General features: G+C 37.5%; 15 protein-coding genes. 10 read left to right on the forward strand and 5 right to left on the reverse strand.

Annotation, left to right across the window (positions count from 1 at the left end; all coding sequences use genetic code 11):
- The first annotated feature begins 46 nt into the window (after nucleotides 1-46).
- From OK18_RS05665 to OK18_RS05680, 4 genes are all read left to right on the forward strand, one after another.
- On the forward strand, nucleotides 47-820 hold the full coding sequence (locus OK18_RS05665) for a DUF6759 domain-containing protein (protein ID WP_053327390.1): 774 nt from the start codon (nucleotides 47-49) through the stop codon (nucleotides 818-820).
- Between the two features lie 99 nt (nucleotides 821-919).
- Entirely contained in the window at nucleotides 920-1597 is a 678-nt protein-coding gene (trmB, locus tag OK18_RS05670; protein WP_053327391.1) for a tRNA (guanosine(46)-N7)-methyltransferase TrmB, read from the forward strand.
- A gap of 18 nt (nucleotides 1598-1615) precedes the next feature.
- A complete protein-coding gene (locus OK18_RS05675) occupies nucleotides 1616-2311 on the forward strand; it encodes a DUF6759 domain-containing protein (RefSeq protein ID WP_053327392.1) in 696 nt (231 codons plus the stop codon).
- A 7-nt stretch (nucleotides 2312-2318) separates the two neighbouring features.
- The gene (locus OK18_RS05680; protein WP_053327393.1) at nucleotides 2319-2756 is read left to right on the forward strand and encodes a DUF6759 domain-containing protein; all 438 of its coding nucleotides are present in this window, start codon (nucleotides 2319-2321) and stop codon (nucleotides 2754-2756) included.
- A gap of 168 nt (nucleotides 2757-2924) precedes the next feature.
- Here OK18_RS05680 and rpsB read toward each other — a convergent pair whose 3' ends face one another.
- The 3 genes from rpsB to rplM all read right to left on the reverse strand — a co-directional run bounded on the left by rpsB (nucleotide 2925) and on the right by rplM (nucleotide 4741).
- Nucleotides 2925-3686: a 30S ribosomal protein S2 gene (rpsB, locus tag OK18_RS05685; protein ID WP_034692922.1), complete on the reverse strand. Its 762-nt coding sequence runs from the start codon at nucleotides 3684-3686 to the stop codon at nucleotides 2925-2927.
- Nucleotides 3687-3893: 207 nt separating this feature from the next.
- Nucleotides 3894-4280 carry a 30S ribosomal protein S9 gene (gene rpsI, locus OK18_RS05690; protein WP_007843277.1) on the reverse strand — a complete coding sequence of 129 codons (387 nt, stop codon included), beginning with the start codon at nucleotides 4278-4280 and terminating at the stop codon, nucleotides 3894-3896.
- Nucleotides 4281-4285: 5 nt separating this feature from the next.
- Entirely contained in the window at nucleotides 4286-4741 is a 456-nt protein-coding gene (gene rplM / locus OK18_RS05695) for a 50S ribosomal protein L13 (RefSeq protein ID WP_050022474.1), read from the reverse strand.
- Nucleotides 4742-5080: 339 nt separating this feature from the next.
- Between rplM and OK18_RS05700 the strand changes: the two genes are divergently transcribed.
- Complete coding sequence (locus OK18_RS05700; protein ID WP_053327394.1) at nucleotides 5081-6187, forward strand: DUF3667 domain-containing protein; 1107 nt, start codon at nucleotides 5081-5083, stop codon at nucleotides 6185-6187.
- Between the two features lie 41 nt (nucleotides 6188-6228).
- Here the strand turns inward: OK18_RS05700 and OK18_RS05705 are convergent, their stop codons facing one another.
- Nucleotides 6229-6561 carry a hypothetical protein gene (locus OK18_RS05705; RefSeq protein ID WP_050022485.1) on the reverse strand — a complete coding sequence of 111 codons (333 nt, stop codon included), beginning with the start codon at nucleotides 6559-6561 and terminating at the stop codon, nucleotides 6229-6231.
- Between the two features lie 245 nt (nucleotides 6562-6806).
- Here OK18_RS05705 and OK18_RS05710 point away from each other — a divergent pair, with 245 nt between their 5' ends.
- Together OK18_RS05710 and OK18_RS05715 are read left to right on the forward strand one after the other, a co-directional pair.
- A complete protein-coding gene (locus OK18_RS05710; protein WP_053327395.1) occupies nucleotides 6807-10154 on the forward strand; it encodes a methylmalonyl-CoA mutase family protein in 3348 nt (1115 codons plus the stop codon).
- Between the two features lie 93 nt (nucleotides 10155-10247).
- Complete coding sequence (locus OK18_RS05715) at nucleotides 10248-11279, forward strand: hypothetical protein (protein WP_053327396.1); 1032 nt, start codon at nucleotides 10248-10250, stop codon at nucleotides 11277-11279.
- A gap of 71 nt (nucleotides 11280-11350) precedes the next feature.
- Here OK18_RS05715 and OK18_RS05720 read toward each other — a convergent pair whose 3' ends face one another.
- Entirely contained in the window at nucleotides 11351-14083 is a 2733-nt protein-coding gene (locus tag OK18_RS05720) for a M16 family metallopeptidase (protein ID WP_053327397.1), read from the reverse strand.
- A 115-nt stretch (nucleotides 14084-14198) separates the two neighbouring features.
- Between OK18_RS05720 and OK18_RS05725 the strand changes: the two genes are divergently transcribed.
- From OK18_RS05725 to OK18_RS05735, 3 genes are all read left to right on the forward strand, one after another.
- The gene (locus tag OK18_RS05725; protein WP_053327398.1) at nucleotides 14199-14909 is read left to right on the forward strand and encodes a Dph6-related ATP pyrophosphatase; all 711 of its coding nucleotides are present in this window, start codon (nucleotides 14199-14201) and stop codon (nucleotides 14907-14909) included.
- Nucleotides 14910-15073: 164 nt separating this feature from the next.
- The gene (locus OK18_RS05730) at nucleotides 15074-16180 is read left to right on the forward strand and encodes a serine hydrolase domain-containing protein (RefSeq protein WP_053327399.1); all 1107 of its coding nucleotides are present in this window, start codon (nucleotides 15074-15076) and stop codon (nucleotides 16178-16180) included.
- Between the two features lie 25 nt (nucleotides 16181-16205).
- Nucleotides 16206-16727, forward strand: coding sequence for a 2'-5' RNA ligase family protein (locus OK18_RS05735; RefSeq protein ID WP_050022469.1), 522 nt, complete (start codon nucleotides 16206-16208; stop codon nucleotides 16725-16727).
- Nucleotides 16728-16750 lie beyond the last annotated feature (23 nt).

A 16750-nucleotide genomic window follows, 5' to 3' on the forward strand; every position in this document is an offset into this window, starting at 1 on the left:
ATCACAAATTAAGAAAAAGCACCAATCTTTAACTTAATCTATATTAATGAAAAAAATTCTTTTACTCCTTGGCTCGATTCTGTTTTTCAATCTTTCTGCACAAAAAAAAGGGAAAGACTATAGTGAAATCATGAAGAGCAACAATATCTATGAAATCAATGCTTTTCTAAGGGACGCCCATCCCGATGATCCCCGGCGTTCTGTCTTAAAGCCGAGGGTTATGGAAATGATGAAAGAATACATCAAAAACGCTCATCCCGAAGATCAAAAGGTAAAAGATATGCAGGAAATGCTGGCTTTGTTAAGAAGACGGCCTTCCACCAAGATCACTTTTGATGAAATGAATGCCATTATCAAGCAAAAACAGATTGCCAAATATAAAGCTGAACTTGCAGCCAAAAAACCAACGGAAACTTATATTCCAAGCAACGCACAAAATACTTTTGTTGTAAATACAGCAGCCAATGCAGCTATTCCCAATGCAGAAGCAGAGGAATTCAATATGCTGATGAATGTTTCCCCTATTGAACATCAAAACAAAACCGTTAAGATCCTTAATTCCTTATTTGATAATGATCCCAATGCCAAAGAATGCATAGTCCTCATTCAGAATCAATCTGACTGTAATATCATTGTAAGAATGGAAGGAGTAGGGAATACAAAATACAGGCTTGCTGTTCCGGCTCATAAAGACAATTCAATTGTAGTGGAAAAAGGGCAATACCTTTTCACAAGTTTGGTATGTGGAGCACAGTATGCATCACAAAAAACTATTCAAAAACCAATCATGGTTGCCTTAGGCAGCGCAACAGCACAATAATCAAAACAATATAATAGTTTCACCATAGGTCTTTTAGCCTTAAAAGACCTCAATTCTGTGTAAATTTTATTACTTTTGCAGTCATTTTATAAATGACTCATGGGCAAGAATAAATTAGCAAGATTTGCAGAAAACAAGATATTACCGAATGTAATTCAACCTACAAGAGAAGAGGCTTTAAGCGGCTTTGAACTCGAAGGGAAATGGAGAGAAAATTTCTTTAAAAATGATAACCCGATTGTCCTGGAATTAGGCTGTGGTAAAGGAGAATATTCCGTAGGACTTGCCAAGACATTTCCTGAAAAGAACTTTATCGGGATTGATATTAAGGGGGCAAGATTCTGGTTTGGAGCAAAGGAAGCTGTAGAAAACAACATGAACAATGTGGCTTTTTTAAGAACACAGATTGAGCTTGTTGATTATTTTTTTGCTGAAAATGAAGTCGATGAAATATGGATTACTTTCCCGGATCCACAAATCAAGTATAAAAGGACAAAACACAGATTGACCCATCCGGATTTTCTAAACCGGTATAAAAAATTCCTGAAACCAGGCGGTATTATCCATTTAAAAACCGATTCCGAATTTTTGCATGGCTATACTCTGGGCTATTTACAAGGTGCAGGATATGAAATCATTACTGCTCATCATGACATCTACGGAGCACCTGAATACGATCCGGACACACCACATCTGAGGGATATCAAAACGTATTATGAGGAATTATTTTCTGCTAAAGGAAAAACCATTACTTATATAAAATTCCGGATAAGCTGATGACATAAACCCGTATTGATGAAAAAAAATTTTTTAACGATTTTAATTTTATTCTTCACATTTCTAATTCCCGGCCTTACAAACGCTCAGAAAGGCAGCAAAGACATTCTGAAAAGCACAAATATCAAAGAAATTGAAGAATACCTAAGGAACACCCACCCGGATGATCCAAAAAGAAGCGTTCTGAAGCCTAAACTTATCGCCCTAAAAAATGCAGAGTGGACCAAAGGAGCCCGTACAGCCAAGCCTATGGAAACAAGACCTGTTATCTCAGACATTCCAAAGAATGTGATGAGAAATCCTGATTCCAATGATGCGGAAGAATTTAAACGGCTTCTTGTAGAATCTACTTCAGAGCATAAAGAGAAAACCGTAAAGCTTCTGAATGCGATGTTCAATGAAGATATCACCCGTAAAGAAGCCATTCTCTTATTCAGAAATAATTCAGATTGCAACATTGTTCTCCGGGTTGAAGGAAAAGACTATTATAATCTTGCCGTTCCAGCTCATGGAGAGAACTTCGTTGTCATCAATAAAGGGTCTTATACCCTCAGCAGTAATGTCTGTGACATGAAATACACTTCTTTGAAAGACATTAAAAAAAGTATCTTTGTAACGATTGATAATCCTATGCAACCTGAAACGGAACAAAAACCTGTGCAAAAGGAAATTGTAAGTAAAAAAAACCCGAAAAAAAGAAAAGTAAAAAAATAAAATAGGTATGAAAAAGCTATTAGTTTTTACCGGGATTTCATTAGTCTTAACCAGCTGTAATACGATTAATTATGGCGGTTATCCGATAAGAAATTCCTATCCTGCCCGTAACTCCGGTAGTGTTGCTAATACAGAAAGAGAATACAATGAGCTGATGAAGACCTATAAACCGGAAACAGCTGAAGTACTTACGGATCTTCTGAATAATGACGATCCCTCCAATCCGAGGACCTCTATTTCCGTAAACAATAAATCTTCCTGTAATATGGTGCTTACTATAAGTGGAAATAATTTCTTCAGGAAAATTCCCATCGGAGCAGGAAAAATAGGCTATGCAATGGTTCCCAGGAATCAGAATTACAGGTTATCCGGAATGCTCTGCAATTCTTCCTATCAATCAACCAAGTATATAACCAGTTCTTATAATATAAGTCTTTCACAATAAAAAGATTCCGGCGGGCAAAGCCCGCCGGAATCTTTTTTAATCAGCAAACAACACCTGAGAAGCCTTCTCTTCTATTCCTTAATGTAATATAAATAAACTAAGCACAAATAAAAATAAAAAACGCCGGACCGAAATCCAGCGTTTTTCTATAGTAAAGAAAATCTTTAATTATTCTGCATCGAAATCAGCATCTGTATCAGCAGATACTTTTTCTCCTTCTTCTTTAGATTTTTCTTTATCAGCTTTTCTTTGAGACTGACCTTCTTTGATAGATTCAGACACTACGCTAAGAATCATATCAATAGACTTGGAAGCATCATCGTTTCCTGGGATAACGAAGTCTACTTTTCTAGGGTCAGAGTTTGTATCAACGATACCGAAAACCGGAATACCAAGTTTCTTAGCTTCAGTTACCGCGATGTGCTCTCTTAAGATATCAACTACAAATACAGCAGATGGAAGTCTCACCATGTCAGCGATAGAACCTAAGTTTTTCTCTAGGTTAGCTCTTTGTCTGTCTACCTGTAATCTTTCTTTTTTAGATAAAGTTTCGAACGTACCGTCTTTTTTCATTTTGTCGATAGAGTTCATCTTCTTTACCGCCTTTCTGATCGTAACGAAGTTCGTTAACATACCTCCTGGCCATCTTTCTGTAATATAAGGCATATTAAGTTCAGAAGCGTGTTTTGCCACTACTTCTTTCGCTTGCTTCTTAGTAGCTACGAAAAGAACTTTTTTACCTGCAGAAGTTAATTTTTCTAAAGCGCTGCACGCTTCATCCAATTTAACTGCTGTTTTATGTAAGTCTACAATGTGAATACCGTTTTTCTCCATAAAAATGTATGGAGCCATATTTGGATTCCACTTTCTAGTCATGTGACCGAAGTGTACGCCAGCCTCTAAAAGGTCTTTTACATTTGCTTTTGCCATGTTTTCTGTTTTTGTTAGTTTACTTTCCGTCTTTTAAACAATCAACAACTTCTTTAGATGGGAGAAGCGTTTGGATGCTAAACGTAACGGGCAATTGGCGGTTTGCTTTTTGCTTTTGACAATAGGCTTTTCGCCGAGATTAAGTTTAAATAAAATGTAGTACATTTCTGTAGCCAATAGCTAATAGCCATTCGCCAACAGCAAATCTTAACGTTTTGAGAATTGGAATCTCTTTCTTGCTTTTTTCTGACCTGGCTTCTTTCTTTCCACCATTCTCGCGTCTCTTGTAAGTAAACCAGCAGGCTTTAATGCTAATCTGAACTCAGCGTTGATTTCGCATAAAGCTCTTGAAATACCTAATCTGATAGCTTCTGCCTGACCTGTATTTCCACCACCGAACACGTTTACGGTAACGTCATACTGACCAACAGTTTCAGAAAGGATAAACGGTTGATTTAATTTATAAACCATTACGTCTGTAGAGAAATATTCTTTAGCATCTTTACCGTTTACTGTAATGTTTCCAGAACCTGGTTTTACATAAACTCTAGCTACAGAAGTTTTTCTTCTTCCGATTTTGTGAACTATAGACATATTAATTATTTAAATTCGTTAACATTAATTGTTTTAGGCTGTTGAGCTTCATGTTTGTGCTCAGTTCCTTCATATAAATAAAGATTTTTAAGGATAGCAGCTCCCAATCTGTTTTTAGGCAACATTCCTTTTACAGATTTCTCCAATACCTTTAAAGCATCTTTCTTTTGAAGTTCAGCCGCAGTCATAGACTTCTGTCCACCAGGGTATCCTGTATGCCAGATATAAGTCTTATCAGCCCACTTGTTTCCGGAAAGTGTAATTTTCCCAGCATTCAAAACGATTACGTTATCACCACAATCTACGTGAGGTGTAAAATTCGTTTTGTGCTTACCTCTCAAAATCTTTGCAACCGTAGAAGCTAATCTACCTAACGGCTGTCCTTCAGCGTCTACCACAACCCATTCTTTATTAGCAGTAGCTTTGTTCGCTGAAACAGTTTTGTAACTTAATGTATTCACACGTTTTAGTTAAAGATTAAACATAATTTACCCCTAAAAGGGTGTGCAAAGGTACAAATTATTTTTGTAACCCAAAAACATATTTTATTTAATCTATATAACAATCTTTATTGAGCGTTGTATTAATAGATTTTAACACTTTTTAAGCATTTGGCATAAAACTTGTAAAATGTGTAGCGATGAAAAAGTTTAGAAGATTCTAAAAACACAACTGATAAAGCAAAGAGTTTTTCCCTCGGCTCTTTCTTTATTAATTTTTCTTTAAAGATTCCAGGAAAAGATTATCGATATAATTATTGTATAACCCGAAATAATTATATTTGCCGCAAACGTTTTACCATGAGCCACGGAAAGATTCGAGAAGAAAAAACCTGCTTAAACTGCGGACATCAGGTCGAAGAAAGATATTGCCCCCATTGCGGACAGGAAAATATTGAAACCCGCCAACCTTTTTATTATCTTTTCACTCATTTTATAGAAGATTTTACGCATTATGACGGGCAGTTCTGGGGAACCCTGAAAAATCTGATGTTTAAACCCGGTGCTCTCACCAGAACTTACCTTGAAGGGAAAAGACAAAAGTTTGTACCTCCTGTAAAACTGTATATTTTTGTCAGCTTTATCACCTTTTTTGTTTTTGCGCTTTTTCCTTTGGTAACTATTAATTTCAACAATAATAAAAATAACGGGGATCCGGATAAAGCCAGCATCTTCAAGAAAATAAAGGCCCTCGACACGAAGAAAATAACAGATAGCATTAAAGCTGACGCGATATTGACCCAAGAAGATTCTGCCACCATCAAAACCCTTGGAGCATTACCGGATTCAGCTAAAATAGATGATCTGCAGAATGCCCTTGAAATGGATGAAAAAATAGATAAGGACGTCTTATACCGCGGTTATAAAACGAGAGAATCCTATGACTCGGCAGCAGCTAAAAACCCATCGGCTTTTGATTTTATCCAAACGCCTTTAGCACATAAATTTTTTGAACTCAAAGAGAAAGGCGTTACAAAAGCTGAAATTGTCAAGAGCCTGTCGGAGACATCTTTTCATAACCTGCCAAAAGCTCTTTTCATTTATCTTCCCTTATTTGCGTTCTTTTTATGGATTTTTCACAATAAAAAAAGATGGTGGTATTTTGACCATGGAATTTTTACCCTGCATTATTTCTCGTTTCTCTTACTGAATATCCTGTTTGTATTTCTCATCGCAAAACTGGCAAGCCTTACGGATATTGGTATTCTCAATAGTATTTTATATCTTTTATTATGTGTTCTGCTGATCTATATAATAGCTTATTTCTTCATTGCCCACCGGCGTGTGTATCACACACATGGTATAGTAAGCTTTATTATCGGTGGAATATTATTTACCCTTAATTTCTTTACCTTTATGATTTTGGTTGCCGGGCTCGCTTTGATAAGTTTCCTGATGATTCATTAAAATAAAAATGAAGCTGTCTTTTTGATAGCTTCATTTTCTTTTTATTTTCTTAATGACTTACTTCCCCTGAAACTCGCAAATAAATAATAGGCTACAAAAACCGTGGAAAATTTCAAAATCGACGGAACAGCCAGCTTCAGGTCAAACATTAAACTGCCTGCCAACACAAGAACTCCCATGACAACGAAAGATAATCCCAATTTCTGTGGCAAGGTAAAGCGAGGAGTATCCAGATAGTAGGCAGTTCCCCAGGCCGCTCCAAAGGCAATGGCATAATAGATATCCAGCCCGACATTTTGTGAGCTTAAAAAGAAGTAATTGATAAGGAAGCTTACTACTGTTCCCAAAGCGAAATATATCAAAGCTTTTTGCATGTCTGTAAAATATGGTGCAAAAGTAAAAATTTTAATTTGAGGAATTTTAAAATCTATCATTTTGAAAACAAAATCCCTATGTTATTTTGATTCTGCAACTACCGAACTTTTAAACTTTAACAAAAATTGGAAAAACATAATTAAATAAACTCATTTAAAACAATGATAATCAACAATTTAAAATCAAACGCAAGGTTCTTTTTTTATTATTATATTTGAAAACTTAGAAACTTTCTAGAATTTTTATGGAAACCCAAAAATATACTCCAACCAACAAAGTAAGAATCGTAACTGCTGCCTCATTATTCGATGGGCATGATGCTGCGATCAATATTATGCGTCGTGTCATCCAGGGAACAGGATGCGAAGTTATCCATCTTGGACATGACAAATCTGCAGAAGAAGTTGTGAACACAGCAATCCAGGAAGATGCCAATGCTATTGCGCTAACTTCATATCAGGGAGGCCACAACGAATATTTTAAATACATCTATGACCTGCTAAGAGAAAAAAATTCACCACAAATCAAAATTTTTGGCGGCGGCGGCGGAGTTATCCTGCCGGAAGAAATTAAAGATCTGATGTCTTACGGGATTGACAGGATCTATTCCCCGGATGACGGACGTGAGCTAGGCTTGCAGGGAATGATTGATGATTTGGTGCAAAGGTCGGATTTTGCTACCGGAAAAGATGTTACGGCTAAAGATTTGGAAAATATCAGCTTTGAGAATCCATCAAGCATTGCTCAAATCATCTCTGCGGTTGAAAACTTTTCGGAAGAAAAACCTGAACTGGTAAAAGCGATTGACGAAAAATCAAAAGACCTGAATATTCCGATCATTGGTATCACGGGTACCGGAGGAGCCGGAAAGTCTTCGTTGACAGATGAACTGGTAAGACGTTTTCTGCGTTCCAATACTGATAAGAAGATTGCCATCATTTCTATTGACCCTTCAAAAAAGAAAACGGGAGGTGCCCTTCTTGGAGACAGGATCCGTATGAATGCGATTAATGACCCTCGGGTTTACATGCGCTCTATGGCAACAAGAGAGAATAACGTGTCTGTTTCACCATTTATTCATTCTGCTCTGAATGTTTTAAAGCTGGCTCATCCGGATGTTATCATTCTTGAAACTTCAGGAATCGGACAATCGGGCTCAGAGGTTTCCGACTTCGCAGATGTTTCCATGTATGTCATGACTCCTGAATATGGTGCTTCCACACAGCTGGAAAAAATCGATATGCTAGACTATGCTGACCTGGTTGCCTTAAACAAATCTGATAAGCGGGGTGCCCTTGATGCCCTTCAGGCGGTAAGAAAGCAATTCCAGAGAAACCACCTTTTATGGGAAAGCCAACTGGAAGATATGCCGGTATATGCTACCAAGGCATCTCAGTTCAATGACCATGGGACCACAGAGCTCTATAACAGGCTGGTTTCAAAAGTAAACGAAAAATTTGCCGGTTTACATTTAAATACTTTCGTTGAGCAGGAAATTACTGATGAAGTAACCATCATCCCTCCCAAAAGAGTACGTTACCTGTCTGAAATTGTTGAAAACAACAAGCAATATGATGCCAATGTTGAAAAACAGGCTGAACTTGCAAGGAAAATGTATCATATTGAAGGCGTTAAAAATATCATTTCTAACGAAGCCCTGGACGCTGAATATCAAAAGGCAGAAAAAGAGCTTCAACAAGAAAACATTGATTTCCTGAAAACCTGGGACGATACGAAAAAGGCTTTCCATGAAGAGTTTTATTCTTATTTTGTAAGAGGAAAAGAGATTAAAGTGGAAACCTCAACAGAGTCTTTATCACATTTAAGAATCCCAAAAATCGCCTTACCAAAATACCATGACTGGGGAGATCTGATCAAATGGAAAGGCCAGGAAAACCTTCCGGGAAGCTTCCCTTATACAGCAGGGATTTACCCGTTCAAAAGAACAGGAGAAGACCCTACAAGGATGTTTGCAGGAGAAGGTGGTCCTGAAAGAACCAACAGAAGATTTCATTACGTTTCCGCAGAAATGCCTGCAAAACGTTTATCTACAGCATTTGACTCCGTAACATTGTATGGACAGGACCCTGCTTTACCACCGGATATTTACGGAAAAATCGGAAATGCGGGAGTTTCCATTGCTACTTTAGATGATGCTAAAAAGCTTTATTCAGGATTTGATCTGGTGAATGCATTAACGTCCGTTTCCATGACAATCAACGGGCCTGCTCCAATGCTATTGGCGTTCTTTATGAATGCAGCCATCGACCAGAATGTTGAAAAATATATTAAAGAAAATGGGTTAGAGTCTAAAGTTGAGGCCAAACTTAAAGAAAAGTTCGATGACAAAGGCCTGGAAAGACCAAAATATAACGGTGAACTTCCACCATCCAATAATGGATTGGGATTACAGCTTTTAGGATTAACAGGAGACGAAATTGTTCCGGCAGACGTTTACGCTGACATTAAGGCTAAAACTATTGCTACCGTTCGTGGTACTGTTCAGGCTGATATTTTGAAGGAAGACCAGGCTCAGAATACCTGTATATTTTCTACTGAATTTGCACTAAGATTAATGGGTGATGTTCAGGAATATTTTATCAAGGAAAAAGTAAGAAACTTCTACTCGGTTTCTATCTCAGGTTATCACATTGCCGAAGCAGGCGCAAATCCTGTTTCCCAGCTGGCATTTACGCTGGCTAATGGTTTTACCTATGTAGAGTATTACCTGAGCCGTGGAATGGATATCAACGATTTCGCTCCAAACCTGTCTTTCTTCTTCTCCAATGGTATTGATCCTGAATATTCAGTAATCGGACGTGTGGCAAGAAGAATCTGGGCAAAAGCCATGAAACTGAAATACGGGGCTGACGAAAGAAGCCAGATGTTGAAATACCACATCCAGACTTCAGGGCGTTCGCTTCATGCACAGGAAATTGATTTCAATGATATCAGAACCACTCTTCAGGCGCTGTATGCAATCTATGACAACTGTAACTCATTACATACCAATGCGTATGATGAAGCGATTACCACTCCTACCGAACAATCCGTAAGAAGGGCAATGGCCATTCAGCTGATCATCAATAAAGAATTGGGATTGGCTAAAAACGAAAATCCTCTTCAGGGATCCTTTATTATTGAAGAATTAACCGATTTAGTAGAAGAAGCTGTGTATGCGGAATTCGACAGAATCACAGAAAGAGGAGGTGTTCTCGGAGCGATGGAAACCATGTACCAGCGTTCCAAGATCCAGGAAGAATCAATGCATTATGAATGGCTGAAACATACCGGGGAATATCCGATCATCGGAGTAAATACTTTCCTTGGTAAGGATGGCTCTCCCACTGTACTTCCGGGAGAAGTTATCCGTTCTACTGAAGAAGAAAAGCAAGCCCAGATTGAAGCGCTTCACAATTTCCAGAAAGCCAATGAAGGAAAATCTGAAGAGGCTCTGAAGAAATTACAACATGCAGCCATTAATCAACAAAACTTATTTGAGGTAATGATTGATGCTGTGAAGTTCTGCTCTTTAGGACAAATTACCAATGCGTTATTTGAAGTAGGTGGTAAGTACAGAAGGAATATGTAGGTCCACCTCATCTTCTGATATATAATACAAACCTAACAGGATTCAGAATCCTGTTAGGTTTTTTTGTACATTTAACTCCAAAATTAATTACCCATGAAAAGCTTTAAGAGAATTTCACTTTTAATTACTTTATGTTTAGCCTCGGTTTCCTTTTCCCAAAAACGCACTGAAGATTTTTCCATAAGTTTTCCGGATAAAAAATTAGAAAAAAGCTATTATAAAACAATAACATTGATCGACAACAGGATTGATACTACTTCCCTTGGAATTGTCCAGAAAGGCGCCTTTAATACAAAAGCCAGAGTTGTTCCCACTACTCATTTAAGCGACCAGTTCCAAAAGCTTCTGGATCATATCAACGGTGATAATACAGAAGACGGCAATATTGTAATATACCTCAAACAACTGTATTTTGCGGAAACCACAGGTGCATTCAGTGAGCATGGCTATTGCTATTTTCAAGCCTTCCTGTTTGCAAAAAACGACGATGGCACTTATTCCTATCTGGATAAAATAGATCAGGTAATAGATCACTCCTCCATGGATGTAACCAAAGCCACCATGAAAAAAGGAAGTGAAATGGTAAGTGATTTTATCAGCCGGAATATTTCTAAAAAAGCCGGTACTATCCATCAGTATTCTTTTGCTGACCTGAAGAATTTCGACAGTATTGAAAAGCAGAAATTCAGTCTTTACAATTCCCAGGAATTGAAAGACGGTGTATATAAAGATTATGAGGCTTTCAGGGATCAGCAGCCTGAAAAAGCCATTACCAATGTCAAATTCTATGGAAAGGCTCCAAAGATCATTAAAATATATGAAACGATTGACGGAAAAGAAAAAGAGTTAAAAAAGGATGGTCATTATGCCATTGTCTACAAAGGGGAACCGTACATTTATACTTCCGCTGATGATCTGTTTGCAAAAGCTGAAAAAAGAGACGGGGATTACTATTTTACAGGAAAAGTCAAAAGTACCGCAAAAACAGGAAATGTAATGCTGGCTTCGGCTTTTTTCGGAATTATAGGAGGATTAATCGCCTCGGGTCCTGTGTCCACACCATTTGAATTGAAAATAGACTACCTGAATGGAGGATTTATCCCAATCAGGGAAGTGAAAAATTAATAATCCGGTCTAAAACACAAAAAACCGCAGATAAGTTTCTGCGGTTTTATTTTTATCAGTTTTTACAGTGGTTATTTTTTATTAAAATCACCTGCAAAAACTGATGTAAGTTTATCTTCACTGATGTATTTTCTCAGTACTTCATTTACCTGGCTTACTTTCAATGCGGAGACTTTAGCTTCCAATGCATCATAATCATCCAGCGGAATTCCAAACTGAAGCTGACTGTTTACCAATCCCATCAAAGTGCTATCATTACCTAAGCCTGTTTTTCTGGAAGTCAGCCAGGAATTTAAATTAGATTTTAATTCTTCTTCGCTGAATCCTTCTTTTACCGCCTTATTGACTTCTTCTTTCAATGCTTTATTTACAGCTTCTTTCTTGGTAGGGTTAAAGAATGCATACCATCCCCATGACGCCACATCATTATCGGATGGAACACTGATATAAGAACCTGCCCCATAACTGATACCCTCTTTTTCACGAAGTCGTATCGGAATTCTTGATGTCAGGAAACCTCCACTACCCAACATTTCGTTGGCAATAATCAGCGCCGGATAGTCAGGACTTTTCCTGTCCATTGAAAAACTGATTTTTCCAACAGCAGCACCATTTTCTTTATCAGGAGTTATATATTCTTTATCTTCTTTTTTAGTTGTAAAGAGTTCCGGTTTAATTTTCTCATAATCCGATTTTGAATTCCATTTTCCAAATGTGCCCTCCATTAACGCAGACACTGTCTTGGAATCCAGATCCCCGATCATTGTCCCTACTCCGTTATTACTTCCTAAAATCTTATTATAAAAATCTACAAGCTCCTGTCTTTTGATGGTTTTATTTGTTTCTATCTGTTCTTTGAAGGATGGTGTATAAAAAATACTTTCTTTAGGATAACTGGAGGTAATTTTTTCAATTTCGGTAAATGCCAGCGCCTGAGGGTCATTTAAAGAACTTTCAAGATAAGTATTGTACTCATTTACTGTTTTAACCAATTCTGCTTCCGGGAAAGTGGATTCTGTAAGAATTTCTTTCATCAGTCCCATTACTTTGGGTAAATGCTCTTTATAAGTACTCACATTGGCATACAAGGTCTGGCCACTGAATGAGAATCCTATACTGGATTTCCATTGATCCAGCATATCCTGGATCTGTTCTTTAGTATGAGATTTGGTACCCGTTTTCATCACCTGAGCCATTAAAGCTCCAATCTTGGCCTTTCCATTTAAATCTTTAGCATTACTTACCGGGAAACGGAAGCTTCCCAATACTTTCCCTCCTTTAATTTCTTTTTTAATGACTCCGTATTTCATTCCATTGCTCAGTTTTCCTTCAGAAAGATTAGCCTTGAGATTTTTAATACTAGCTTCAAAAGGAGCCACTTCTTTTTCCAGTGCTTTCCCCTTATAATCTTTCGTTAAAGAAGCAATCTGGTCATCTGAATATTCAATATTTTTAACTCTCACTTCATCTTTGGTAGGTATAAATACTCCAACGGTCCTGTTGTTGGTTTTGAAATATTTATCCGCAACCCTCTGAATGTCTGCCAACGTCAGTTTTTCAATATTATCACGGTATAACATGGCCAGTTTATAGTTTCCTGCTCCTACAATTTCTGTCAGTCCTATTGCATAATTGATCGTGTTATTTTTGTTGTTCTCAATTTGCTTTAAAATTTTAGCCTTAGCCCTGGCAACATCCTGTTCCGTATATTTAATTGCTGCAATTTTATCCAGTTCTGCCCTGAAATCACTTTCTACAGCCTTCACATCTTTCTCTGCAGGAATTTCCAGACCAAAATACATATAGGCAGCATCTCTTACAGTTGGCTGATAGGAATAAACTGAAGCCGCTTTATGGGAATCAATCATTGCCTTATATAAGTATCCTGAAGGGTCCGCTGTTAAAATTTCTGATAATGCATCCAGAGCTGCGTAGTCTTTATCTGCATAAGGAGCGGTATGATAAAGTGCTCCTACAATTTTGCTGTCTCCTGAGCGCTTCAGTTCTACAAAACGTTCTCCATCCTGAGCCGGCTCCACGGTATAGGTCTGATCCAATATCCTTGAAGGTCTCGGAATAACGGAGAAATATTGAGAAACATACTGTAAAGCCTGTTTTTCATCAAATTTACCTGCTACTATAAGTGTGGCATTGTCCGGCTGGTAATGTTTTTCATAGAACTTCCTAAGGGTCGGAGCTTTTACCCTCTCAATATCTTCTTTACTTCCGATAGTGCTGTTTCCATAGTTATGCCATAAGTAAGCCGTAGAGACAATTCTTTCCATCAAAACAGACCCCGGATTATTTTCTCCGATTTCGAATTCGTTTCTTACTACAGAAAATTCTTTATCCAGGTCAGATTGCAGAATGGTAGCATTGATCATTCTGTCTGCTTCCATTTCCAGTGCCCATTTAAGATTCTCATCACTAGACGGGAAAATTTCATAATAATTGGTTCTGTCATACCAAGTAGTTCCATTCGCATCACCTCCTTTATCCGATAATTGTTTTTTAATATCACCTAGTTTTTTAGTGCTCTTAAATAACATATGTTCAAGCAAATGTGCCATTCCTTTTTCTCCATAACCTTCATGCTTAGAACCTACATTATAGATGATATTAACCACCATATTGCTTTGCGAAGGATCCGGAATCAAAAGGACTTTCATTCCATTATTAAGCGTGTACTCTTTTACACCTTCTGTGTTACTTACGAATTTTGGAGTTTCAGCCTTTTGTGAAAATACCGGGTTGGCTGCTCCGGTGAAAAACAGGACTGCAGTCCCAATTAGTAGACTTTTCATGTGTTTTATTTAATTTTGTTAAATATAAGAGATTTTTCACATCTCTTATGAAGATTAGACAATATAACTCACAGAAATGTTACAAATTTCATTTTAAATTTTACATTTGTTTTTCATGAAACCAAAAGCTTTATTCAACTGGAGCAGCGGAAAAGATTCCGCCCTTGCCCTTTTTAAGATCTTACAGGAAGATCAATATGATGTATCAACACTTTTAACCAGCATTAATAAAGAGTTTCAGCGTATATCCATGCATGGTGTTCATGTTTCCCTGCTGGAGCAGCAGGCTGCGAGTATAGGAGTTCCGCTGGTAAAAATGGAGCTTCCTAAAGAGCCTTCAATGGAAGAATATCAGGAAATCATGAAAGATACAATTTCCGGAATTCAGTCACAGGGAATTACCCACTCTATCTTTGGAGATATTTTTCTGGAAGATCTCCGACAATACCGCGAAAACCAGTTACAGTCCATCGGTATGAAAGCTGTTTTTCCACTATGGAAGCAAAACACCCCGGATCTTATTCATGAATTTTTAGACCTTGGATTTAAAACTATTGTCACTTGCGTTAACGGGACCTATCTTGATAAAAGCTTTGCCGGAAGGATCATTGATCAGAATTTCATTAAGGATTTACCAGGAAATGTAGATCCTTGCGGAGAAAACGGCGAATTTCATACATTCACTTTTGATGGCCCTATCTTTACGAATCCGATACTATTTGAAATTGGAGAAACGGTAAAAAAGACTTATCCTAGGCCAAAAACGGATTCTGAAGAAAAAGATGGAGAATACACTTTCTGGTTTTGTGATCTGATTTCAAAATAAACCAGATCTGCTTTTTACATCACGAATATGCAAACGTGCCCGGAATTGCGGAGATGCTCAGGATAAAAAAAACTATTCCAGGCTGGATCTAGCATGGAATTTGCATCCTTTGAGACTTTTTAAGATTTCACTATCTTTAAAATGATAACTTTTAATAAACACCCGTGATAAAAAATTTAACCTTCATTCTGCTTCTGTGCTTTTTATTTTCCTGCAAAACTGAACCTTCCAAGGCCCCTCTGGATAAAAATGCGATTATCGATTCTACCATTACCGCTTTTCAAAAAACCCTTCTGGAACATCAGATTGATTCTGTTTTTAAAAAATACCGCTTCAATGGCAGTATTGCTGTTTTTAAAGATTCATTGCAGCTTTATGGAAAGGAAAACGGCTATTCGGATTTTAAGAGAAAAACAAAGATTGACAGCAATACCATTTTTGCCATCGGATCGGTAAGTAAACAATTCACCGCTGTCCTGGTATTACTTCAAATGGAACAAGGAAAATTGAATGTTACAGATAAAGCTTCCCAGTACCTCAAGGAGTTTAAAAATAAGGATTATGAGAATATTACCATCCATCAGCTTTTGAATCATACTTCAGGATTAAACCTTCTGGGTGGAAAACTAATGTTTAAAAGCGGTTCAGATTTTTTCTATTCTAACGACGGGTTCAATGCACTGGGCAAAATCGTTGAGACCGTAACAGGGAAATCTTATGATGAAAACGTACGGGAACTATTTAAAAAAGCAGGAATGGCTCATTCTTCCACAGGTGATGTTTTTAAAGGCAATCATTTTGCCAGCGCTTATCTTGGCAATGCCGGCATACAACAAGAGGTTCCGAATATGCCCAAAAGATTGGGAGGTAAAGAAATCGGAACTCCGGCAGGGGGAATTCTTTCTACCATTCAGGACCTTCATCATTGGAACAATGCTCTTTATAGCGGAAAGATTTTAAAACCCGAAACCCTTACATTATTTATGGCTAAAAGTGCAGAAAGACATCACGCTGTCTTTGGAAAAATGGGGTATGCTTACGGGATTATGCTGAATATCGGAAATCCTGCCGCTTATTTTCACAGCGGATATGTAAAAGGATCACCTTCTTTAAATATTTATTATCCTGAAACGAAGACTTCCATTATTATCCTTTCCAATATTGCAGATGAAGAAAAAGGAAAAGGAATGATCTTTAAGCCCCATATTGAAGTAAAAAAGATTACAGACAACTTAGAAAGCACTTTGATACAGCTGAAGGAGAAAAAATAAGTATTTTTATCCCATTATTTATAGGATGAAAAAACTGTATTTCATTGCCATTTATCCGCCTCAGGAAATTATAGAGGAAGTAAGGAACTTTAAGAGGGATCTGGCCATCAGCTATGGAACTTCCAAAGCATTAAAAAATGATGCCCATATCACCCTTTTTCCGCCTTTTTTCAGGGAAGCTGAATTGGAAAGTGATGTTTTTACAGCATTTGAAAAGATTAACACCCATCGACCTCCTTTTGAAGTTGAACTTAACGGATTTGGCAGTTTCCCCAACCCTAAGAACCCGGTGATTTTTGTTCATCCGGAAAACAATTCTGATTTAACTGATCTTCAACGCAGGGTGAGGCAGCAATTCAACTTTAAACAGTATTCTTTTACTCCTCATATGACCGTAGGATACAGGGACCTTACATGGGAGAATTATTTAAAGGCTTGGGAAAAGTATCAAAAGCTCGAATACAAAACTAAATTTATAGTTGACGAAATACTCCTTCTCCGTCATGATGGAAAATGGACTCCTATTGCGGAAAAGCTACTTACATGATAAAGCCGGCTGTTAGCCGGCTT

Origin of the sequence: Chryseobacterium gallinarum, from assembly GCF_001021975.1 — a bacterium.
In the GTDB taxonomy this organism is placed as follows: domain Bacteria; phylum Bacteroidota; class Bacteroidia; order Flavobacteriales; family Weeksellaceae; genus Chryseobacterium; species Chryseobacterium gallinarum.

Bases quoted from the DNA above. Each gene is read 5' to 3' on its own strand.
- OK18_RS05665 (WP_053327390.1), top strand. From the start codon at position 47: ATGAAAAAAATTCTTTTACTCCTTGGCTCGATTCTGTTTTTCAATCTT.
- trmB (WP_053327391.1), top strand. From the start codon at position 920: ATGGGCAAGAATAAATTAGCAAGATTTGCAGAAAACAAGATATTACCG.
- OK18_RS05675 (WP_053327392.1), top strand. From the start codon at position 1,616: ATGAAAAAAAATTTTTTAACGATTTTAATTTTATTCTTCACATTTCTA.
- OK18_RS05680 (WP_053327393.1), top strand. From the start codon at position 2,319: ATGAAAAAGCTATTAGTTTTTACCGGGATTTCATTAGTCTTAACCAGC.
- rpsB (WP_034692922.1), bottom strand. From the start codon at position 3,686: ATGGCAAAAGCAAATGTAAAAGACCTTTTAGAGGCTGGCGTACACTTC.
- rpsI (WP_007843277.1), bottom strand. From the start codon at position 4,280: ATGTCTATAGTTCACAAAATCGGAAGAAGAAAAACTTCTGTAGCTAGA.
- OK18_RS05700 (WP_053327394.1), top strand. From the start codon at position 5,081: ATGAGCCACGGAAAGATTCGAGAAGAAAAAACCTGCTTAAACTGCGGA.
- OK18_RS05705 (WP_050022485.1), bottom strand. From the start codon at position 6,561: ATGCAAAAAGCTTTGATATATTTCGCTTTGGGAACAGTAGTAAGCTTC.
- OK18_RS05710 (WP_053327395.1), top strand. From the start codon at position 6,807: ATGGAAACCCAAAAATATACTCCAACCAACAAAGTAAGAATCGTAACT.
- OK18_RS05715 (WP_053327396.1), top strand. From the start codon at position 10,248: ATGAAAAGCTTTAAGAGAATTTCACTTTTAATTACTTTATGTTTAGCC.
- OK18_RS05720 (WP_053327397.1), bottom strand. From the start codon at position 14,083: ATGAAAAGTCTACTAATTGGGACTGCAGTCCTGTTTTTCACCGGAGCA.
- OK18_RS05725 (WP_053327398.1), top strand. From the start codon at position 14,199: ATGAAACCAAAAGCTTTATTCAACTGGAGCAGCGGAAAAGATTCCGCC.
- OK18_RS05735 (WP_050022469.1), top strand. From the start codon at position 16,206: ATGAAAAAACTGTATTTCATTGCCATTTATCCGCCTCAGGAAATTATA.